Source organism: Phyllobacterium myrsinacearum, assembly GCF_014138285.1.
GTDB lineage: Bacteria > Pseudomonadota > Alphaproteobacteria > Rhizobiales > Rhizobiaceae > Phyllobacterium > Phyllobacterium myrsinacearum_A.
The window spans coordinates 63,922-84,973 of the sequence record NZ_JACGXN010000004.1; the positions used below are offsets into that span (position 1 = coordinate 63,922).

At 55.1% G+C, this 21,052-nt stretch carries 16 protein-coding genes; 9 read left to right on the forward strand and 7 right to left on the reverse strand.

The features are described from left to right. Positions 1-374 precede the first annotated feature (374 nt). Positions 375-647, reverse strand: a complete 273-nt coding sequence (locus FHW16_RS15015) for a hypothetical protein (protein ID WP_182550030.1) — start codon at positions 645-647, stop codon at positions 375-377. A gap of 421 nt (positions 648-1,068) precedes the next feature. Here FHW16_RS15015 and FHW16_RS15020 point away from each other — a divergent pair, with 421 nt between their 5' ends. Both FHW16_RS15020 and FHW16_RS15025 read left to right on the forward strand, forming a co-directional pair. Further along, positions 1,069-1,968 (forward strand): alpha/beta hydrolase, encoded by a 900-nt coding sequence (locus FHW16_RS15020; protein ID WP_182550031.1) that lies wholly within the window; start codon positions 1,069-1,071, stop codon positions 1,966-1,968. A gap of 28 nt (positions 1,969-1,996) precedes the next feature. Further along, positions 1,997-2,758, forward strand: a complete 762-nt coding sequence (locus FHW16_RS15025) for a 4'-phosphopantetheinyl transferase family protein (protein WP_182550032.1) — start codon at positions 1,997-1,999, stop codon at positions 2,756-2,758. Positions 2,759-2,760: 2 nt separating this feature from the next. Here the strand turns inward: FHW16_RS15025 and FHW16_RS15030 are convergent, their stop codons facing one another. From FHW16_RS15030 to FHW16_RS15040, 3 genes are read right to left on the reverse strand one after another with little or no spacing between them, the layout of a single operon-like run. Continuing rightward, complete coding sequence (locus tag FHW16_RS15030) at positions 2,761-4,107, reverse strand: lysine N(6)-hydroxylase/L-ornithine N(5)-oxygenase family protein (RefSeq protein WP_182550033.1); 1,347 nt, start codon at positions 4,105-4,107, stop codon at positions 2,761-2,763. Between the two features lie 36 nt (positions 4,108-4,143). Next, positions 4,144-8,136: a non-ribosomal peptide synthetase gene (locus tag FHW16_RS15035; protein ID WP_182550034.1), complete on the reverse strand. Its 3,993-nt coding sequence runs from the start codon at positions 8,134-8,136 to the stop codon at positions 4,144-4,146. 39 nt (positions 8,137-8,175) lie between these two features. Next, on the reverse strand, positions 8,176-8,382 hold the full coding sequence (locus FHW16_RS15040) for an MbtH family NRPS accessory protein (RefSeq protein ID WP_246711791.1): 207 nt from the start codon (positions 8,380-8,382) through the stop codon (positions 8,176-8,178). A 259-nt stretch (positions 8,383-8,641) separates the two neighbouring features. On the opposite strand from FHW16_RS15040, the gene FHW16_RS15045 reads away from it, so the two are divergent. The 6 genes from FHW16_RS15045 to fhuB all read left to right on the forward strand — a co-directional run bounded on the left by FHW16_RS15045 (position 8,642) and on the right by fhuB (position 16,900). After that, entirely contained in the window at positions 8,642-9,583 is a 942-nt protein-coding gene (locus FHW16_RS15045; protein ID WP_182550245.1) for a GNAT family N-acetyltransferase, read from the forward strand. Between the two features lie 94 nt (positions 9,584-9,677). Beyond that, the gene (locus tag FHW16_RS15050) at positions 9,678-10,865 is read left to right on the forward strand and encodes a PLP-dependent transferase (RefSeq protein ID WP_182550035.1); all 1,188 of its coding nucleotides are present in this window, start codon (positions 9,678-9,680) and stop codon (positions 10,863-10,865) included. A gap of 167 nt (positions 10,866-11,032) precedes the next feature. After that, positions 11,033-13,222: a TonB-dependent siderophore receptor gene (locus tag FHW16_RS15055; protein ID WP_182550036.1), complete on the forward strand. Its 2,190-nt coding sequence runs from the start codon at positions 11,033-11,035 to the stop codon at positions 13,220-13,222. Between the two features lie 13 nt (positions 13,223-13,235). Continuing rightward, entirely contained in the window at positions 13,236-14,015 is a 780-nt protein-coding gene (locus FHW16_RS15060; protein WP_182550037.1) for an ATP-binding cassette domain-containing protein, read from the forward strand. 17 nt (positions 14,016-14,032) lie between these two features. Beyond that, the gene (locus FHW16_RS15065) at positions 14,033-14,902 is read left to right on the forward strand and encodes an ABC transporter substrate-binding protein (protein WP_182550038.1); all 870 of its coding nucleotides are present in this window, start codon (positions 14,033-14,035) and stop codon (positions 14,900-14,902) included. After that, positions 14,903-16,900: a Fe(3+)-hydroxamate ABC transporter permease FhuB gene (fhuB, locus tag FHW16_RS15070; RefSeq protein WP_182550039.1), complete on the forward strand. Its 1,998-nt coding sequence runs from the start codon at positions 14,903-14,905 to the stop codon at positions 16,898-16,900. It begins immediately after the preceding gene. Here the strand turns inward: fhuB and FHW16_RS15075 are convergent. Further along, a complete protein-coding gene (locus FHW16_RS15075; RefSeq protein WP_182550040.1) occupies positions 16,887-17,405 on the reverse strand; it encodes a sigma-70 family RNA polymerase sigma factor in 519 nt (172 codons plus the stop codon). The genes fhuB and FHW16_RS15075 overlap by 14 nt on opposite strands. A 326-nt stretch (positions 17,406-17,731) precedes the next feature. Between FHW16_RS15075 and FHW16_RS15080 the strand changes: the two genes are divergently transcribed. Continuing rightward, entirely contained in the window at positions 17,732-18,211 is a 480-nt protein-coding gene (locus FHW16_RS15080) for a class I SAM-dependent methyltransferase (protein ID WP_182550041.1), read from the forward strand. Here FHW16_RS15080 and FHW16_RS15085 read toward each other — a convergent pair whose 3' ends face one another. Next, positions 18,212-19,075 (reverse strand): FkbM family methyltransferase, encoded by an 864-nt coding sequence (locus tag FHW16_RS15085; protein WP_432652032.1) that lies wholly within the window; start codon positions 19,073-19,075, stop codon positions 18,212-18,214. A 58-nt stretch (positions 19,076-19,133) separates the two neighbouring features. Further along, positions 19,134-20,867, reverse strand: a complete 1,734-nt coding sequence (locus FHW16_RS15090; protein ID WP_182550042.1) for an adenylate/guanylate cyclase domain-containing protein — start codon at positions 20,865-20,867, stop codon at positions 19,134-19,136. Between the last annotated feature and the right edge of the window lie 185 nt (positions 20,868-21,052).

Here is a 21,052-nt window from a genome sequence, read left to right on the forward strand (position 1 = left end):
AAAGAAATAACTTTTCTAAGTTTTTCAAATGAATTGATTAATGCCAAATTTAGATACAAATTTATGTAATCCATACAATACCAAACAATTGTTTCGCGTATAAGAGTTTTGAACATTATTTTCAATATGTATATTGAATATATAGATGTAAAAATGACGTTTATAATATCTGTTTGTCGTGATCTGTATATTTTTACAGAGGTTTCATGAAGTGGACGATAAAAAGGGATCCATCGACTTGTATGGATCGCACATTGACGCAAAACAGCAGTGAAGAAAGCTGGCCGATGATTGCTGCGTAATTTTATAGGGATGAAAAGGCATTCGTCGTCAGTGCATGACGTTGCAACATCGATTCTTTTGAATGATCCTGCCTAGATCTTGCCGTTTGGATTGAGCGGCGAAGCATCCACAGCGGCCTGAATCGTTCTTGATGTCACCGAGGGCCGGGCCCGATTGGCTGCGTCAATCATCTCGTTGGTGGGATCTCTCATGACATTATACACTACGGGCAGCGCCGCTTTCGCATATTCCCGATATGTCTGGCGGACGAACTCAGGAATATTGTCCCAGCTCTGGCTTCCAGTATATTTCTGCGAATGGATCGCCCTTGCCATGGACTCTATAAGTTTCTCATGTGTATTCATAAACTGCTTCTCACTTCGCTCGATACTTCCAAGGCAAAATCTTTAATTACTATGTAAGCTATATATATAGTTGAAGGGAGAGCGTTTTTATATCAGAGTAAATATCGGAAATTACCTGCTTTTCTGCAAGAGGTTTCCATAATCGTCTCAATAGAAACAAATATATGGTTAGCGTGACTGTTTTCCATATCAATCTCTGTGTTCCCAAGGCTTTTGACGATCATGGGATCGGAAGCAGTCCCACAACTCAGCGAGGCTGTCGTTTGGCACTATGGCGTATATACTGTTGAACGTGAAATCCGGCGGTGCAGAATAAATATTGACCATTATGCTCATGTTTAATAACAGCATGGCAGGTTTGCGCGGCGCAAGCCGGTCGCGGCAGAGGAATGTCGCCTTTCAGTATTGCAAGTATGGAACAATGACAGCATTCCCCTCCGCATCATCGGCTACCATCGGCAACACCACCTTTCATGATGTGGTTTCGAATCAGAATGGTCAGACTTATCGGATATTTGTTTACCGCCCCGGTGGAGAGCCGCCAGAGAATGGATGGCCGATTCTCTATATGACCGATGGAAATGCAGTGATCGCCACGGCTGTGGATGCGATGAGAGCGCAGGCGAGTTATCCGAGCGGCACCAATGTGACTTACGGAGTCATTGTGACAATTGGTTACCCGGTTGACGGAGCTTATGACCCGTTACGCCGCTCATGGGATCTGGGGCCTCCTCCCGGTCAGACCTATCCACCCTTCTTTGAAAACAGTCCGGAGGTAAAGACCGGCGGTTCGGAGGAGTTTCTGACGTTCATTGAAGATCAGGTCAAACCGGTAATCGAAGCGGATATTCCGATTGATCGCAATCGCCAAGCGATCTTTGGTCATTCCTTCGGTGGACTTTTCGTTCTCTACAGCCTGTTTACGCGCCCTTCGGCTTTTACAACGTGGATTGCGGCAAGCGCATCGATCTACTGGGAGAATTGTGCGATCAACGCATTTCTTCCCCAATTTGAAGCAATGCATGCCACGCGGCCGGGTGCCGAACTTTTTCTATCCTGTGGAGAGTATGAAACGGACAAGCTGGCGCCCTTTCAGCGTGGTGCCCGCGATGAGGCAGATCGGCTGGCGCAGAAGAAGATCACGCGGAATGATGTTTATTCCGTCGAACTCATGAACCGCCTGAACAATTTGTCCGGCCAGCCAATCCGGACGGCGTTTGAAATCCACGCGGGCGAAAATCATATGTCTTTGCTGCCCGTCGCGGTTAATCGCGCAATCCAGACCGCCTTTGCCGTTGTAAAGCCGCACCAGACTGTGTGATGCCCCCGGAGAGAAGGACAGAGGCGAGATGCTGCCATACGGTCTTCTCTTGGACCTGCCCAAAGCCAGCGCAACAGCGATTGGCGAGCATCAACCAGCAGTTGATATCTGGTGGTGGGACTATAGGTCAGGCAAAACCGATTGGAACAAGGTCAAATCGACACTCACTTTGCCGGAACAGGACCGTGCCGCAAGCTTTCGATTTGACACGGATGCTATCGGCTTCATGGCGGGACGTTATCTGCAACGCAGTGTCTTGTCGTCCTATCTCGGAGGAATTGCGGAAGGCTTGAACATTGTTACCGGAGAGCACGGCAAGCCCTATCTTGTCGGAGAAACTGCGCTGGCATTCAATCTCAGCAATACCAATGGTCTGGCGGTGCTTGGGGTTAGCCGCGACTGTTCTGCTGTTGGGGTGGATGCGGAAACGCGATCTACGGCAATCGAGACCGGGACGTCTCAACTCATCTGTTCGGCCGCCGAATCGGCAACACTCTCCATGCTTCGTGGCCCCGAGCGTCAGTCATTACTGCTCGCCTACTGGACTTTGAAAGAGAGTTTTTTGAAAGCCACCGGCCACGGGCTGACTGTCGAGCCGCATCGTCTGAATGTACAGGTCGATACAGTAAGCCGGGAAATTCGTGTGGAACATGATCTGTCATGCGATAGGGTCAACTGGCACCACCGCCTGTTTCGGTCGCCTGAAGGTCACATGATTGCGGTTTCAGTGCAATCCAACCGGGCAGGGCTGGTTTTCCGCCAGCACAGCCTGCCCGATTCCGCTTTCTGATTTTAGTAGTCCACGGCGATAGACTGGCCGAGAGTCTCGTGACCGCTCGACAGCCAGTTGACCTGCGAGTCGTGCGGCTCCAGATCAAAGTGCTCGTGGCCTGTGAGTGTGTTGATGATGTGGGCGCTGCGCCATGCCATCAGGCTCAATTGAGAATCGGCAATGCCGTGGCTGTAGCGGCCGGCATTCTGGGCAAAGATGCGATTCTGTTTGGGGCCATTCCAGTTAAGGCAATATTCGTCATTGAGAGCAGGCCGGCTGTTGCGGTCGAACTGGATGCGATCCTGCAAACCGGACAGGGCGTCGGGCAGCTTGAACTGATATCCCGTGGCGAGAATGATCGCATCGGCGTGTGCAACCTCGACGCCGCCGTCAAAGCGGTTGCGCACAATCAGGCGATAACCGTCCTTGTCGGCCTCCACCTGGATCACGTCGCGGTTGGGAGAGAGTTTCGCTTCGATGTCCCGGCCTTCGAGGTAACGCAGGCTGTAGAGCCGGCGGTAGATCGAATTGATTGTTGACAGCGAAAGGCCGTCGCTGGTCAGGATCGAGGCTTTGAGTGCCTCCAGCTTCTGATCATTGTTGAGGTTGAGGTACGCATAGACATATTCCGGAGAGAACACCTGATTGGAGAAGGCCGTATCGTTGATCGGTTCGAAATTGTGACGTCGGCTGAACCAGTTGAGTTCCTTCAATCCGGCCTTTGCATTGAGCAGGGCTTCAACCACTTCGCCACCGCTCTGACCCCCGCCGATAATGGCGACACGTGAGACATTGAGGTCCGGCAGGCGGAACTTGGCTTCGGAATTGTGGAAGCAGCGATCTCCGAGGAACGGCGTTGCCCATGATGGCACAAACGGGCTGGTGCCAGTTCCCAGCACAATGTTTTTCGCCGCCACGCTACCGTTGTCGAACTGCACCATGAACCGGTCTTTGTCATGCTTGACCTCACGGACGGTGGCATCAAACGAGAGATTGTCGAGTTGTCCGGCCACCCACGCGAGATATTGCGCGAACTCTCGTCGGGGTACCGCATCGTACTGAGCATTGAGAAACGCATAAAGACGTTTGTGAGCCACGAGATAGGATACGAACGACCAGGGACTGGTCGGCATCACAGGCGTGACAAGATCCTTCAGATAGGACGATTGCAGTTCGACATCCGGGAGCATCATGCCCGGGTGCCAGTCAAAACCTGCCCGCCGCTCGTAGAAATGTGCCTTGAGGTCGCCGACGCTGTCGAGCAGGGCAGCAAGGCTCAGGTTGGAAGGTCCGACACCGATACCCGCCAGATCGAGAGTCTCGTTTGGCTGGCGCATATGATCATTGTTCGCAAACATGGCAGTCATCAGAATTCCTTTCCGTGATCTTGATTCCAAAAGGCCCTATCGGGCCTCGTCCAGCCGGTGGGAGAGACGGCTGTGGAATGCCTGTGATCCGATTACGTGCAGATGGTTGGTGCCAGAGATAATTTCCGCCGGATTTGCTCGGGGTGAGTAGCGCCGCCAGTCGATCAGGTTGAGACCCCGATTCAGGCTGTCGTCGGCCGCCCAGGAATGGATCGGCACGTCATGCGGCTTCAGTTCGTGACGCCTGAATATCAGGGCGTTGTCGATCAGGATCCAGAATGTGTGTTCGCGGCTGCTGATATCCGGACCGTCTGTCGGCAGCTCGTCTTTCTCGTCGCCGACAAAGCGCAGGAACTGCTCGTAGGTATCTTCGTCCATGACATTGAGCAGGCGATCCCATTCGGCCCGCATGGCGGTGCGGGACAGCCATTCCTGCACGGTTGCATGCAACTGATCGCGTTCGCCCGGCTTGAAGCGAGGCTTGGCGCCGATCGCAAATTCCGTACCGAGATCGCAAACGTCGACCATGGTGATCAGACGCAGATCGATCTCGTCGCCGAGCTTGCGCGCGGTTTCATAGGCAAGCAGACCACCCCACGACCAGCCGAGGAAATAGCAAGGCTGGCCTTTGCTTTCGCGGCGGATGTAATCCACATAACCCTGAATGATATCGTCGACGGATGACCCGATCTCCTTCTGTTCGGAGAGCGAATAGCAGATGAAGCCGGTGGCGGGCTGATCTGCGCCGAGATAGTCGACGAGTTTGACATATTCACGGGTGCTGACGAGAAGGCCGGGGAAGCAATAGAGAACGGGTTTGGTTCCCGATGCCCGCAGCACGATCACTTCGCTGCCCGCCTCGCTATTGCCGTTTTCAACGACCTCTGCGAACGAGCGGATCGTCGGATTGTTGAACAGATCGGCAATCGTCGTCCTGTTCTGCGGCTTGCGTTGCCGCAGGGCGGTGAGAATGCGGATAGCTCCGAGAGAATTGCCACCGATGGCGAAGAAATTGTCCTCGACGCTGATCTGACTGGTTTTCAGGATATCCTGCCAGATATCGCGGATTTCCTCCTCGATCGCATTTTCCGGCTCGACAATGTTCCGCTTCAGCGGCGTTGGTGCGGGCAGAGCGAAGCGGTCGAGCTTGCTGTTGGGATTGATCGGCATCGCCTTGAGCGGGACAATGGCCGACGGCACCATGTAGGCCGGAAGCAGGCGCTCCAGCGCCGAGTGCATCTCCGTCACATCCAGGTCAACGCCCTGTTTCGGTACGACGTAGGCCACCAGCATCTTCTGCCTCGTGGCTTCATCATCCCGCAGGACGACGAGAGCCTCGCCAACGCCGTCAAGCTGGAGCAGGGCAGCTTCAATTTCGCCAAGCTCGATGCGGTAGCCGCGCAGCTTGACCTGATGGTCAACACGGCCCACGAATTCGACCGTGCCGTCTTCCCGCCAGCGCGTCAGGTCGCCGGAGCGATAAAGACGCCCGCCCTCCTTGGAAAACGGGTCGGGAATGAATCGGTCGGCTGTCGTATCGGCTTTGCCGATATAGCCGCGCGCCATGCCTTCACCGGCGATGTAAAGTTCGCCCGTCACACCGACGGGGCAGGGATTGAGGTCCGGATCAAGGACGTAGACGCGGCGATTTCCGACCGCACGGCCGATCGGTGCGTAGGTGCCTTCAAATTTCTCTCCAGCGCGCACCTTCCAGACCATCGGGGTCATGATGGTTTCGGTGGGGCCGTAGCCATTGATCAGCCATTCGGACTTCAATGCTGTGGAGAGAAGATCGAATGTCTGCTGGGCAAGACCCTCTCCACCGAAGGAATAGAGCCGCATCGGTGGTGCGCTGTCGGTCAGGTCAGCCCACTCGGCCAATTGCTGCAGATAGGTTGTCGGAATGCTGGCATTGTTGGCGCCATGCTTGCGCATGGCGGTCAGTGTTTCTTCAGGGGTCCACAGGGGCTGGTCCGGCAGAATGATGCTGCCGCCTTCCATCAGGGGATTCATCCAGCGCTCGTGACCGCCGTCGGAGCTGAAAGGCAGGAATGGCAGCTCGCGCGATTCCGCGCTCATGCCGTAGACGCGCGAGGTGTTCTGCATGTGATGGGTCAAAGGCCCATGCTCGACAGCAACGCCCTTGGGCAGTCCGGTCGAGCCCGATGTGTACATGATGTAGGCAAGCTGGTCCTTGTGGACCTTGACCGCAGGAACGCTGTCTGGCTCCTCCGACAGGTCGAGCTTGTCAAGTTCCAGAATGACCGCATCAAGACCTTCCGGAATGCGGTCAAGCAGCCAGCTGTGCGTCAGGATAACCTTCACGCCGCCATCGCGGAGGATATGGTGGTTGCGGCTGGTCGGATGATCCGGCTCGACCGGAATATAGGCACCGCCTGCTTTGAGCGTGGCGAGAATGCCGACGATAGCCTCGGGAGAGCGTTTGACGGCGATCGCCACGCTGACGTCTGCACCCACGCCAAGTCTGATCAGGCGGTGGGCAAGCTGGTTGGCGCTGCGGTCAAGCTTGCTGTGGCTCCAGACCTCATCGGCAAAGATGATAGCTGTCTTGTCAGGTGTCCGCTGCGCATGGGCGGCGATGTGTTCATGCACCGCCCTGTCGTCATTGACGCCTTCGTCCTCATAGGGGGCTGAGAGGATATCAAGTTCATCGTCGGCGATAAGCTCGAGATCCTTGATGCGGATCTGTTCTCCGGCAATTCCCTGGGACAAGATCCGTGTGAAGTGGATGGCGGCGCGCTGGATCAATGCAGGTTCATAGATGTCTTCGGCATAGTCGAACAGACCTGCAAGTCCGCCGTCCGCATTCGGGGTCAAAACCAGCGCGAGTTCCGCATCCGAACGTGGAGCAACAAAGGGTGCGTGGTCGCCGGCCAGCACGGAATGTGATGTTGGGTGGCGGAACTCGAACAGGGATTTGACGATGGCGTCCTGTTCCCGTTCCTCGTGCGTCTGGATTTCCTGAACCAGGCGTTCGAATGGAACAAGATTGTCGGCTCCAGCTGCCACTGCAGAAATGAGCGCGGCACAAACGTCGAGAACGGCGGCCCGCGATGTCAACTCCAATTTGAGTGGAATAATCTGCTCCGTACGGGCAATCGTCAGTTGCTCAGCCGCATTGCGGGCCGTGAGCAATGTGCCGTATTGCAAGGAATATGTGCCGCTGTAGCGCGCCAGAAGAATGGCGAAAGCAGCTGAGAGCAGCAGCTCGGCTTTCAGACCCTTCGATTGGGCATAAGTATTGACGCGGTTCCAAAGATTGGCAGCCACGGTGAACGGCACGTGTTTGCGTCTGGTACCGGCATATCCGCTCGCGTTAAAGCGGGTCGGCAGCGTCGTCGCGTTATATTCTTCGCCGATCAGATCGCGCCAATGGGCGAGTGCCGCCGTGAATGCCGATGTGTCGAGCCACGCTTCTTCGTGCAGCCCGCGCTGCAGGCTGTCGGTTTGGAGTGGCAGCAATTCCGTGCCCTCGACCAGCGCGATGAGATCACTGCGCAGGATGGCAAGCGCGGCCTCATCGCAGACGATGGGATGCAGAACAATTGTCGAGATCAGTTGATCATTGCTGGCAACGATCAATTGGTAGCGGGCGGATACACCATTCAGGAGATCAAAGGGGCGGGCGATAAAACCAGCTTTTTCCGTTTCGGCTTCCCCGGTACTCAGGGGATTGCTGTCACTGCCAACGATTTCATTCGATGGGACATCGCCCGGAAGAGAGAACTGCTCAATACGACCACCGGCAAAACGGCGAAAGCGTGTGCGCAAGGCACTGTGCCGTTGTGCCAATCGGTCCAAGGCATCATGCAGTTGATCAAGTGCTACGTGCTGCTCCCATTGCAGGGAAAGCACCTGAAAGGGAAACACCGTGCTATTGCCGATCTGCTCCAGCGACCAGATGCGCTTTTGCGCCAATGTCAGCGGAAAGCTGTTGATCGCGCTATTGGCGATGTCATCCACCGAAGCGAGTTCATTCGTCTCGGGTTGAGCGAAGAGTTTGTTCATGTTGTCACCGATCTGTTGTCTGAAAGGAATGGCCGGCAATCACGCCATCGCCTGCCGCAAGGCGAGCGGCCGCGGGTCAACCCAGATTTTCTTGATTTCGACAAGGCATTCCTCGCGAGTGCCAATGAAACTTTCCTTGCTCCAGCCGATCGGCAGAGCCTTGTCATTGGACCAGACAGAATAGCGGTGTTCCTGATCGCGAACGATGCTCCAGGTCTCTGGCGACGTCTCGGCATTCGACATCATGCGGGCTCCTTGCAGAATAAAGACATGACCAAGAGACGGATGAGCCCGCATCCGATTTAAGCGGAACAGAAGAAAAATTTTTCAAAGTTTGGCTAAATCGAAAGCCGCGCTGACCGTCTCTGTAGAAATCACCTTGTCAAATCTTGCCAGTGAACAGGCTGCGGAGTGCGCTATGACTCTTGTTTCCAATATCACCAAAGAAACCAATGTTTCGCGGTTTCCAGCTTCGGGGCTGTCGTGTTTCCTGAAATCTGCGCAAATGAAAACGTCAGGCCAGCTGCTGGTTTTGACCGCAGCGGGGCGTTACCTTGCGGATGTTGAAACTGGGGCCAGCACCGTCCGGGTTCGGTTGCCTGATCTGAATGTGGATGAAACCGTTCCTGTTCTGGCATCAGCCATCGAGTTCCTTTCGGCGCAGTCGCGGACGATCAACCTGGTTGAAGTCGACAATGTGCAGCCGTCGGATTTTCCACTTGGTTTACGCGCCGGCAACACGTTGACGGTTGATGTCAGGGAATTCTGGCAGTGGCCGATGCCGTGGGTCGCAAATCCTGCCTACCCGCACCCGCAGGTGCATACCCTGACCAATGGTCAGTATCATCCCAAGCGGTCACGCAAGCCAGTCGGTACAGTCTACGAACGTTATATCCCCTGGCTTGACCAAACCCTTTCGTTCCGCGCTGCTGACCCGCAGGTGGATCTTGATCACTTCCACCGTTGGATGAATGACGAGCAGGTCAACGTGATTTGGGAAGACGGTGGGGACAGGGAAAAACACGCCGCCATTCTCGAGGACCGGCTGCAGGATCCGCATATCCTTGCCCTGATCGGCTGTTTCAATGGTGTGCCATTCGGTTATTTCGAGGTCTATTGGGCCAAGGAAAACCGCCTCGGACCCTATTACGACGCGCAGGATTACGACCGTGGTTGGCATGTGGCGATCGGCGAACCTGCCTATCGCGGCAAGCAATGGATCACCGCTTGGCTGCCCTCGCTGATGCATTTCATGTTTCTCGATGACCCGCGTACGCAGCGTATTGTGGGTGAGCCGCGCGCCAGTCATGAGCAGCAGATCCGCAATCTCGACCGCTCCGGGTTTTCCAAAGTGAAGCACTTCGATTTTCCGCATAAGCGCGCCATGCTTGTCATGCTGCTGCGCGAACGCTTTTTCGATGACAGGCTCTGGGTCCCAGCGCCATGAAGGCAGCCGTTGAACCGCGCCAACTGCGCAGCCAAACCGCCACATCTCATCTTCCCATCGCAACCTGCAACAACACCGTGTCTGAGAGGGCATCATGAACAAATCCATGCCACCCCATGAATTCGATCCAATGGAAATGCCTGATGACCTGTTCTCGCCGGTCGAAATGGCAGCTTTCAACGCCGTCTCACCGCCAATCTTCCAGACGTCGCTCTTTACCTATGACACCTATGAAGCGATGGAAGATGTCTTTGCCGGTCGTTCGCGCAATTACATCTATTCACGCGGTGACAATCCGACCGTGCGCGAGTTCGAGCTGCTGACAGCCCGTCTTGAAGGTGCGGAAGACGGTCGCGGCTTCTCCAGTGGTACTGCCGCGATTACCGCAACAATTCTGAGCCTCGTTGAAGCCGGCGACCGCGTGGTTGCCGTTCAGCATCTCTATAATGATATTTACCGACTGTTCGTGAAATTGCTTGCCCGGTTTGGTGTGACTGTGGATTTCGTCGATCCATCCAATCATGACGAAGTGCGCGCGGCCCTGCCCGGTGCGAAACTGCTCTATCTGGAAAACCCGACATCCATGGTTTTCGAATTGCAGGATATCGAAGCCTTGACGACGATGGCCAAGGAATATGGGGTGACAACGGTCATCGATAATTCCTGGGCGACGCCGCTCTTTCAGAAGCCCATCCAGCATGGTGTCGATATTGTCATCCATGCGGCTTCGAAATATCTGGGCGGTCACAGCGATACAGTGGCTGGCGTTGTCGTCGGGCCACGTGATCTGATCGCCAAGATCAACAGCTCAACCTATCCCTATATAGGTGCAAAGCTCTCGCCTTTCGAGGCCTGGCTGTTGTTGCGCGGCATGCGGACTCTGAAGGTGCGGCTGAAAGAGCATATGCACAACGGGCTCGTGCTGGCCAAGCATCTGCAGCAGCACGACGATATCGCGCTTGTCCGTCATCCGGCCTTCTCGGATCATCCGGGAAAGAAGACCTTGACGGGATTCTCCGGCCTGTTTGCCTTCGACCTGAGCCCCGATATCGACGTCGCGCGTTTCGTCAATGCGTTGCGCCATATCCGTCTCGGCGTCAGTTGGGGAGGGCCGGAAACGCTCGTAGTGCCGGCCAAGGCCGCTTTGCAGATCCCTGATCGCATGACCTCCTTCGTGCGGTTTGGTGTCAATCCCCAGACGATCCGTTTCGCCGTCGGTCTCGAGGAGCCTGAAGTCATCTGGAACGACATCCAGCAGGCCCTTCACGTGGCCAAGTTGTAGACACGACACACACAGCACAAAGTTGATCAAGGCGCGGGAAAAAGGCGGACATTTCGTCGGGCGCGCCTTGACTTCACTAAGATGACAAATGTAGTCATGTTTTGAATGTGAGGGTAACACTCATATTAAATATCAAATAGTCTCAGGGTTTTAACAGGGGTGTGGTCATGCGGGGTTGCGGGGCAGTGGTTTCGAACGGGGTCAATTCTGCGGGGAGCGGCAAGCGCTTTTATGGACATCTGCTGATCACGACATCTCTGGCAACGCTCATGACCGCTGGTGTTGCAGGGGCGCAGCAGGCGCCCACCATTGAACTCAACCCGATCATCATCAACAGCAATGATGATGCCACCGGCCCCGGTAATGGATATCTTGCCAAGAATACAACGACAGGCACGAAAACCAGCACGCCGTTACGCGAGATCCCGCAATCCATATCCGTTATCACACGCGAACAGATGGATGACCGCTCCAACCAGCGTATTGAGGATACGTTGGCGTATACAGCTGGCGTGACAGCGTCGCCTTGGGGGGTGGATGATCGATTCACTCAGGTCAATATCCGCGGCTTTGATGCGGGTTCCAATTCCATGTTCCGTGACGGGCTGCCACAAAAGACACTCGATTTTTCCGGCTTCAAGATCGAGCCCTATGGGCTGGAGCGTGTTGAAGTGTTGAAGGGCCCTGCGTCCGTTCTCTATGGTGAAAACGAAGTAGGCGGCATTATCAACGCGGTGACCAAGCGTCCGACAAAAGACCCACTTTACAGTGCTTATGCCAGCTATGGAACATTCAACAGCTATGAAGTCGGCCTCGACGCGGGCGGTCCGTTGGATAAGGACGGCATCTGGACATATCGTTTGACCGGTCTGTTCCGTGATGGCCAACAGGAAAAGGATTTTTCCGAGAATGATCGCGTCTTCATTGCGCCAGCCATAACATGGTCACCGAGCGCTGATACCTCTTTGACAGTTCTTGCAAACTATCAGTGGGATAAGCTGACACCCAATTACTTCTTGCCTCTCGCTGGCGTTCAATATCCGGCGTCCTATGGGCAGCTTTCCCGCAGCTTTACAACCGCCGATCCGAATTTCGACCGGTTTCACGCCAATCATGGCTCGATCGGTTATGATTTCGAACATACGTTCAACGAAGCATGGAAAATCCGTCAGAAGCTCCGTTATTCGGCTGAGGATACCGACTATCGTCATCTCTATTACAGCAATAGCATGATAGATGATCGGACTATGCCGCGTACTGCTTTTACGGTGGATCAGAAGGCATCGGCCTTTAGCGTCGACAACAATGCCGAGTATACTTATGAGTCAGAGCGTATCAAGAATACGCTGCTCTTTGGACTTGATTACAATCGTTACACGCTCGACGGACAGAAAGGTTTCGGCAATGGCCCAAACCTTGATATCCTGAATCCCATTTACGGTCTCGATATTGCCAATCCACCAATCTACGAGGATCTGAGACAGACAATCAGCCAAGTGGGCCTTTATGCGCAGACCCACGCCAAGATTGATGATCACTGGGTAGTCACTTTGGGTGGGCGCCAAGCCTGGATTGACAACAAGACAAACAATCGGCTCGATCCCGCCAGTAGCTCAGACCAGTCGGATCAGGCGTTCACATGGCAGGCTGGACTTGGCTATCTCTTTGATAATGGCTTGACGCCGTATGTCAGTTATTCTGAATCTTTTAAAACGAATATTGGCGTCGATGCGAGCGGTCAGACATTCAGTCCGACAAAGGGAACCCAATATGAAGCTGGCGTAAAATATGAGCCGGACTTCTTCCCTGGTACTGTCACGGCTTCGGTATTCCAGATCACCAAGACGAACGTTACGACGCCGGATCTCGCAGATCCTACGAACACAATACAGACTGGTGAAATCCGCCATCGCGGCTTCGAGCTTGAAAGCGTCGTCAATCTTTTTCACGGAGTAAGTCTGACGGGAAGCTACACCTATCTTGATGCGGAAATTACATCGAGCAACACGGCTGGTGAGCAGGGCAACCGCCCTTCTCTGGTTCCCGAACATCAGGCGTCTTTGTGGGCAAAGTATAATTTCGACACTGGGGTGCTGCAAGGCTTGAATGTTGGCGCAGGTGTTCGCTATGTCGGCAGCAGTTTTGGTGACAATGCCAACAAGATCAATATTGATGCCTATACACTTGTCGACGCCGAACTGAGCTATGAGAAGAATGGGTGGAAAGGAACGCTAAAGGCGAGCAATCTTTTCGACAAGACTTACTATGGCAACTGTTCGGCGGATGCCGCTGGCGATCCTATGTGCATTTATGGCGAAGGCCGGGTTATCAAGGGCGTACTTTCAGCGAAATTTTAAGGTCAGGTACAAAATGAACGGAACGTCTTTTTCACTTAGCGGAGTCGGTTTTGACATTGATGGAAGAACGCTGCTTCATCCGCTGACACTGGATGTTCCGAAAGGCGAGGTCGTCGGTATTCTCGGCCATAACGGTTCGGGGAAATCGACGCTCCTGAAAATCCTCGCCCGTTTTCAGGCGCCCACGCACGGCCAGGCCGAATATCACGGCCAGCCGCTCGGATCATTCCGGCCAAAGGACTACGCCAGGAAGGTTGCCTATCTGCCGCAACAGACGCCTGACACGGACGGCATGACTGTCAGGGAAGTGGTGTCGCTCGGCCGCTATCCGTGGCACGGGGCACTTGGTCGGTTTTCCTTGACCGACCGCACCAAAGTGTCCGAGGCTCTGGAACTGACAGGTCTGACACCCTTTGCCGATCGCATCGTCGATACCTTGTCCGGCGGCGAGCGCCAGCGCGCCTTCCTCGCCATGCTCATCGCGCAGGACACGGAATGTCTTCTGCTTGACGAGCCGATCTCGGCGCTTGATATCAATCATCAAATAGAGGTGATGAGCCTCATCCAGACGCTGGCACACGAGCACAATCGCTCAGTTCTGATTGTCCTGCACGATATCAACATGGCTGCACGCTATTGCGACAGGCTGATTGCCCTTTCGGGTGGCAAGCTTGTGGCCCATGATGCAACCGACGCGCTGATCACGGCTGACAAGCTCAATGCCATTTACGGAGTTCGCATGGGTATTTTCCGGCATCCGGAAACACAATCGCCCATCAGCTACGTTCTCTAAGGATCGGGATTCTGGTAATGGCAGCGCTGTGTCGCCGTGATTTTCTATTTGGCTCAACCGCCGCGCTCGCTTCGTTGGTGTCCGCGCGTCCGGGCAGGGCTGCAGGGCCGCGCGTGGTGTCACTCGACTACGGACTGGCGCAGACACTGATTGAATTCGGTACTCCGCCCGCGGGTCTGGTCGACACGCAAGGCTGGTACGACTGGGTCATGGAGCCACCGTTGCCGCCAGGCATTGCCAATGTCGGTTCCAGCTATGAGATCAATATGGAAATGCTGCAATTGCTGCAGCCCGATCTCATCATCTCGACACCCTATCTTGAATGGATCAGGCCACAGCTGGAAAAAATAGCGCCAGTCAAATCTTTTCCTATCCACGCGCTTGGGTCTTCGCCCTATCCGCATATCGTGCGCGCGACGCAGGAGCTCGGTCAACTCGTGGGACGGCCGCAGCAGGCGCAGGATCTGATTGACCGTACGGAGCGGGACCTGCAAGCGGCGAAGAAAGCGACACGCCGTCTTGCCGAACAGAAACTCGCCATCATCACGTTTCTGGATGCGCGCAATCTCCGTGTTTACGGTCCCGGCGGTATCTTTCAGGACGTTCTCGACCGGCTCGAACTGCAAAATGCCTGGACGAAACGAACCAATGAATGGGGTTTCGGCGATGCCGGACTTGCCGATCTGATCTCCATTGGTGACAACAGGGTCTTCTACATGGATCCCGTTCCGCCGGATGTTCTTGCCGGATTGGCGGGAAGTCCTTTGTGGCAGGCCATGCCCTTTGTCCAGAAAGGGCATGCCCAGCGTATGGCGAGCGTGCTGATGTTCGGCGCATTGCCATCTGTCTCCCGCTTCGCCCGTCTTCTGGCGGAGGTAAAAGTCTAGATGCTGCGTACATCCTCATCGCAACGCCTGGTCTGGACCGGCGTCCTTTGGCTATTCGGACTTGGCGTGGCGGCTATCAATCTTTGGCCGATGATCACCAGGCTCGGCATTCAGGCGGTTTTTCTGCCGCCATCGGCGAGCGACGGGGAGGCTGTCCTCCTGCATTACAGCCTGTTGCCGCGCCTTGCCATGTCTGCTGTCTGCGGCTTTGCGCTGGGACTTTCCGGCACACTGTTCCAGCACGTGTTGCGCAATCCGCTGGCGTCGCCCTCGACATTGGGCGTTGAAGCCGGAGCTCAACTGGCACTTGGTATCGCAATCCTGTGGTTTCCGGCACTCCTCGGCTGGAATCGTGACTTGACCACCGCCATTGGCGGTTTCGCGGCCATGGCCATTGTTTTTGCCGTGGCGTGGCGCTTCCAGTTTCAGCCCGTCACCGTCATCCTGACGGGGCTTGTGATGGGGCTTTATTGCACAGCCATCGTGACCATTCTGGTGTTGATGAATGATCATTATCTCGCAGGCCTGTTTGTCTGGGGAGGCGGGTCCCTGAACCAGAATGATTGGCGCGATGTGAGTGCGCTCTTGCCGAAGATCGCTGTTTTTACAGCGTTTGCATTTCTGTTGGCGCGGCAGTTGAATGTGCTGACCCTGGGCGATGCGGCAAAGGGGCTGGGCATGAAGCTTCACACCACCAGAGCTCTCACCCTCGCGGTTGCCGTTGCGTTGACGACGTTTACGGTGAGTGTTGTGGGTATTATTGGCTTTCTGGGGCTTGCTTCACCTGCCATTGCCCGCGCAATCGGCGCGCGACGTATCAAGGACCGGCTGATTACAGCGCCGCTTGTTGGTGCCGGACTTCTTGTTCTGATCGATCAGATCCTGCAATTGCAATCGACGGTCACCGGTATCGTGCTCCCGACTGGTGCTGTGACCGCGCTGATCGGCGTGCCTGCCTTGTTGATCGTCATGTTGCGCCGCAAGTCCGTTGGACAGCCGACGACCGCTGCTCCGGCCATCCGAAAAAGCCGGCACCCGCAATTGCTGCTGACCATGCTTGCTGTACTCCTGATATGTGCTTGCGTTGCTGCGATCTTCGTTGGCAGGGGCGTTGATTCATCCTGGACAATTCACACCGGCAAAATGCTGGAGTCCTTGTTGCAGTGGCGATTGCCGAGATTGGTTGCGGCAATTTCGGCGGGCATGATGCTTGCTCTTGCCGGCAGCCTACTGCAGCGCCTGACCGGAAATTCCATGGCGAGCCCTGAAGTGCTTGGCGTCAGTGCTGGTACGGCCTTTGGTTTGCTTTGCGTCCTGTTTGTTGTTGCACAGCCTGACTACGGTCACCGGTTGCTTGGCGGCTTTCTCGGGGCAGCAGCGGTACTCGCGGCGCTGTTTGCCATGAGCTGGCACAAGGCACAGTCGGGCAACCAGTTTCTCATTATCGGCGTCTCGTTGAGCGCCTTTCTGACGGCGCTCGTTTCCGTCATTCTTGCGTCCGGTGACCCGCGAGCGATGTCATTGATCAGCTGGATGACCGGCTCTACCTACAGTGTTACCAGCTCTGCTGCTGTTATCTCGCTTGTATGCGCTGTCATTGCCATGATCGCGGTTTCCGTTTTCCTTCGTCCATTGCAACACTTCGCTCTGGGTGAAATGTCGGCGCATTCGCACGGGGTCAATGTCCGGACATTCCGGATACTCATTCTTGGTTTTTCAGCCTTGCTTACCGCCATTGCCACGCTTGTCGTCGGACCATTGAGCTTTGTCGGCCTGATGGCGCCGCATCTGGCCCAGCGTCTGGGCCTGACACGCGGTTTTCCACATCTTCTCGGAACAGCCCTGTTCGGTGCACTGCTGATGGCCGTCGCGGATTTCATCGGCCGTACGGCGTATTTCCCGTGGCAATTGCCAACGGGATTGATTGCTACCCTCCTGGGTGGGCCGGTGTTTGCGCTGTTGCTTATACGGCCGCGCAGGGCTGCTAAGCCGCTTTGAGGGATTGCTCGCAATAGCGGTGCGCATCCTTGATCATGAAATTGACAAGGGTGCGTGAAACGCCGAGCTCTTCCGCAATATCCTTCTGCGGAACGCCTTCGATTCGATGGCGGATGAATGCGTCATGGGTGCGCTTCGGCAGTTCCTTCAGTGATGCCAAAACCTTGTTCAATGCCTCGGTCATAACCATGCAGTCGAGAGCGTTTACGCAAGGCGCCGGCACTGAATCCACGCCGTCCATAGGCATCAGATTGTTCTTCTCGTATTGCCGCTTTCGCGCTTCATCCAGTGCAAGATTATACACCATACGGCAGGCGTATCCGACTGGACAATGAATGCAACTCGTCTGCATGGTGCAAGCTTTAACGATCGCATCGTGAAATATATCTTCCGCTTGAGCATGCGAATGAAGTACGCTTTCAGCAATAACCAATAGCTTATTTTTATATTTAATCAGTGCATCTACAAGAACATTTTCATCATGAAGATATTGTTCTTTTGACATGATCTTTATTCTTTTTAAGAAGTTGTCGTATTGGCATTCGAGTCAGCATGTAGTGTTGCCATGATTATTTCAAAATTTGAAATAATCATGGCTCAACAACTGTCGCGTGTGCAGCTATACAAGAACATGAGAAAAAGAGTCAAGTTAAAGAAAACACGATTTGTAACAGAGCCGGAAAGGCGGTTTAAAACAGCAGGAAAACAAGGGTTCCCCCGTGTCTGATCAAAAAGAATCTACCGGATAGACCCATGCCGGTGGTCGACCCGGTTCACACGGGCTGATAAGCCGGGCTGGCATAAAATTGACAATATGGATACCCGATCATCATGAGCCGCCTCGATAGCTTTATCCGCCGCATGACGGCCCAGCGTGATATCCTCAATCATATCTCAAACACCGTGAGGGAATTGCCGGGCCCCGTGCTCGAGCTCGGGTTGGGTAACGGCCGCACCTATGACCATCTGCGCGAGCGGTTCCCTGACCGGCGTATCATCGCGTTTGATCGAGCCTCCCACGCCTATAAGAGTTCCACGCCGGATCCTGAAAACATGGTGATCGGAGAGATCAAGGAGACGGCGCAAAGTTTTGCCGGAATCAACGCGGCTCTGGTCCATGCTGATATCGGTACGGGCTATCCGGATCAGGATGCCGTTACGCTTACATGGTTGCCTCAACTTGCGGCCGATCTGCTGGTCCCTCACGGCATCGTTGCCAGCGGTCTGGCGCTTGATCACCCGGAACTCGAACTCCTGCCTCTGCCACACAGCGTCAAACCGGGTCGCTATTTTCTGTATCGCCGCAGGTAATTATCCGAAAAGCAGCACGTCGAACTGGCCCTGATCGATCGGCAGAGCCCTGACTTTCATCGCCAAGGGTTTGCCGTGGTGAAAAACGAGACAGTCATCATAAAAACCCGTCAGGTATCTGACGAACGCTGCCGCCTGGTCTGGCCCATAAAAATTCGGTGAAAACTCGAGATACAGCGGCACTCTGCGGGAAAGCAGGACTTCCATCGAACGGCAAGCGATGGGCTCATGGCCTTCGATGTCCATCCATATCAGGCCGACCTGATTCGGTGGAACAGCGGCTTCATCAAGGATGCCGTCGACCCGGCGAACCGGTACGACGATCCTGGTGTCTGATTTGCTCTGGCGGTTCGTGCTGCTCTTTCCATGGTTGCTGGAATGCTGGAAGAAGTCGATTTCTCCGTCGTGATCGCCTGCAGCGCAATTGACCAGCGTCACCCGGTCTTCGATTGAATTCTGGGCAATGTTCGACTTTAACAACTCGAAATTGCGCGGATCCGGTTCAACACTGATGATACGCGCGAAGGATCTGCTCAGACTGAAGTATACGGTTTGCGTGCCGATATTGCCGCCAAGTTCAAGCAGGGTAGTGCCTTCCGGCAAAAGCTGCATGTCTTTGAGGACAGACAGCAACCGGCTGACATGATGCCGCTCGAAATGCCCTTTGCGGAAGATTTTCCTGCCAATATAGTCGCTCGGTGAGAAAGTCATGACGTGATCACCGCAGTTGACCGTCATGGTCAGCACCCGCGGATCCATCGCGCTGATCATCAGTTCACGGCCATAGCGTGTGTCGAAAAAATGTCCTGCCGCGCGGTTTCTGGCTTTCTGGAAGCCTCGCCGCCATGCCTTGATGTTTATCACCGTCCGCCCCGTGCTTATAATATACTGCAACTCTCCGCGAACAGAATATCAGGCTACGTCACACGAAGCGAACGCTGCTTTCCTGTGGAACGATATAAACGCGAAGGGGCAGGGCCCGTCCGCGGATAGCCACCTCACGCACGTCGAGGCCAGTCGTATCGGAACCCGCCAAGGTGATTACCGGCTCTGAAACGACGAGTGTCACATCGAATTCCTTGGCGACAGTTTCCAGCCGACTGGCCACGTTGACCGTATCGCCAATTGCGGTCAGGCTTTTAACCGCGCCATAGCCCATGGCTCCAACGATAGCCGGGCCGGTATGAATACCGATGGCCACGCGCAAGGGAATACTGAGTTCGCCAGCAAGTTCACCGTTGAGCCGCTCGATTTCCTTGACGATGATCGTTGCCGCTTTCAGCGCATTGCTGCAGGCGTCCGCTGCAGAGCTGTTCAGTCCGAACAGTGCCATTGCACCGTCGCCAATGAATTTGTCGAGGCGGCCGCCGGAGCGCTCTACAGCTTGACCGACAATGGCGAAGTACCGGTTGAGCAGAAAAACGATGTCATAAGGCAATCGCGCCTCGGTGAGCATGGTGAAGCTGCGGATATCGCAGAACAGGATCGCGATTTCGCGCTCACGCCCTGGACTTGCCTGCTGGCTACCCGTTGGAACAATGCTTTCAAGACTTGGGACAAGAAGCGGAACAACACTGATATCGCTCGTCGGATGCAACTGACAGGCGAGCCGGACGCCGTGATCGGCGCCGATACGGGTCAGGGTCGCCTGTTCGATGGGCTGCGGCGGCGGCAGTGTTTCAGCCCCCTCCAGAACCTGGACACGGCACGTTGAACACCGGCCCTTGCCGCCGCACACAGCGTAATGCGGTATGCCGCCAAGCCGGCTTGCCTCGAGGACGCTGAAGCCGAGGGGTACCCGGACGCTTTGGCCATCGGCGTAGCGGATTTGGATCTGGCTGGCCCGCTCGCGCCAGCGCCGATAAACGCGCATGGCAAGAACGAGCGCGAGACCGCCGGCGAAAGCGCCATAAAGCCCGGTTTTGATGAGGAATTCGTCCTCCTTGACCTCGGTGCGTTCGGCAGGGGAGGTGTAGCGGGTGGAATTGTAATTCTTATGGCCCTGATAGCCGGACGAGGGATATTCGCCGTAACCGGAAGCGGGCGACATATTGGCGATCGTTCGACCCGTATTGGCAAAACCAAGCAGTGCAAGAACCGGCAGGAGTATGGCAACGGTCAGCAGCACGGGAGCCGCCTGCTGATACCATTGCCTGTAACGCAGCCAGAAATGCACGCCAATGCAGCCGTGACACCAGATGACAATCAGCGCGACCGTTTGTTTGATGCCATTGAAAGGCGAGGTGATCCAGAACCCCCGTATGACAGCCTCGTAGCTGTCATAGTAGTTGGATATCTCGTAGCGGATGCGTGTACCGACCACGTGCTCGATGATCAGAACGGGTATCAGCAGTCCAAGGATAATCTGCAGGGCCTCGCCAAGAGGCATATAAAGTGTACGGCGCATATAAAGCGATCGCATGACCAGAATGACATGGGTGATCGCTGCTCCGTAAAAGATCACGGTACCAACGGGATTGCGCCAGATGAACAGAAACCAGCGGCGGCCCTCTTCAGCGGCAGAAAGTGAAATGAGATTGAGGGAATGGTTTGCCAGATGCAACGTCAGGAATGTGAGCATGATCAGGCCTGATGCCAGTCGTGCCCTGCGCAAGGACCGCTCGGAAAGCATGGGTGCTGTAGCCACTATTGTCATAAATGCCGAATCAATCCCCCGCGCCTTGCCTGATATGACGTCCTTCGCACTTCATTGGAAGCTTATGCGAGCCCACCTGATTTGGCGAGCCATAGGCGTGCGTTCAAGCGCAATGATGGCTTTTTGACAAACGGTTGCGTGATGGCGATCAAAAGATTGTTAGTGTCAGGAGGCCTGAACCGGCT

What these genes read in the sequence shown, in the direction of transcription:
- FHW16_RS15015 (WP_182550030.1), bottom strand. Translation starts at nt 647, where the DNA reads ATGAATACACATGAGAAACTTATAGAGTCCATGGCAAGGGCGATCCAT.
- FHW16_RS15020 (WP_182550031.1), top strand. Translation starts at nt 1,069, where the DNA reads ATGACAGCATTCCCCTCCGCATCATCGGCTACCATCGGCAACACCACC.
- FHW16_RS15025 (WP_182550032.1), top strand. Translation starts at nt 1,997, where the DNA reads ATGCTGCCATACGGTCTTCTCTTGGACCTGCCCAAAGCCAGCGCAACA.
- FHW16_RS15030 (WP_182550033.1), bottom strand. Translation starts at nt 4,107, where the DNA reads ATGACTGCCATGTTTGCGAACAATGATCATATGCGCCAGCCAAACGAG.
- FHW16_RS15035 (WP_182550034.1), bottom strand. Translation starts at nt 8,136, where the DNA reads ATGAACAAACTCTTCGCTCAACCCGAGACGAATGAACTCGCTTCGGTG.
- FHW16_RS15040 (WP_246711791.1), bottom strand. Translation starts at nt 8,382, where the DNA reads ATGATGTCGAATGCCGAGACGTCGCCAGAGACCTGGAGCATCGTTCGC.
- FHW16_RS15045 (WP_182550245.1), top strand. Translation starts at nt 8,642, where the DNA reads ATGAAAACGTCAGGCCAGCTGCTGGTTTTGACCGCAGCGGGGCGTTAC.
- FHW16_RS15050 (WP_182550035.1), top strand. Translation starts at nt 9,678, where the DNA reads ATGAACAAATCCATGCCACCCCATGAATTCGATCCAATGGAAATGCCT.
- FHW16_RS15055 (WP_182550036.1), top strand. Translation starts at nt 11,033, where the DNA reads ATGCGGGGTTGCGGGGCAGTGGTTTCGAACGGGGTCAATTCTGCGGGG.
- FHW16_RS15060 (WP_182550037.1), top strand. Translation starts at nt 13,236, where the DNA reads ATGAACGGAACGTCTTTTTCACTTAGCGGAGTCGGTTTTGACATTGAT.
- FHW16_RS15065 (WP_182550038.1), top strand. Translation starts at nt 14,033, where the DNA reads ATGGCAGCGCTGTGTCGCCGTGATTTTCTATTTGGCTCAACCGCCGCG.
- fhuB (WP_182550039.1), top strand. Translation starts at nt 14,903, where the DNA reads ATGCTGCGTACATCCTCATCGCAACGCCTGGTCTGGACCGGCGTCCTT.
- FHW16_RS15075 (WP_182550040.1), bottom strand. Translation starts at nt 17,405, where the DNA reads ATGTCAAAAGAACAATATCTTCATGATGAAAATGTTCTTGTAGATGCA.
- FHW16_RS15080 (WP_182550041.1), top strand. Translation starts at nt 17,732, where the DNA reads ATGAGCCGCCTCGATAGCTTTATCCGCCGCATGACGGCCCAGCGTGAT.
- FHW16_RS15090 (WP_182550042.1), bottom strand. Translation starts at nt 20,867, where the DNA reads ATGACAATAGTGGCTACAGCACCCATGCTTTCCGAGCGGTCCTTGCGC.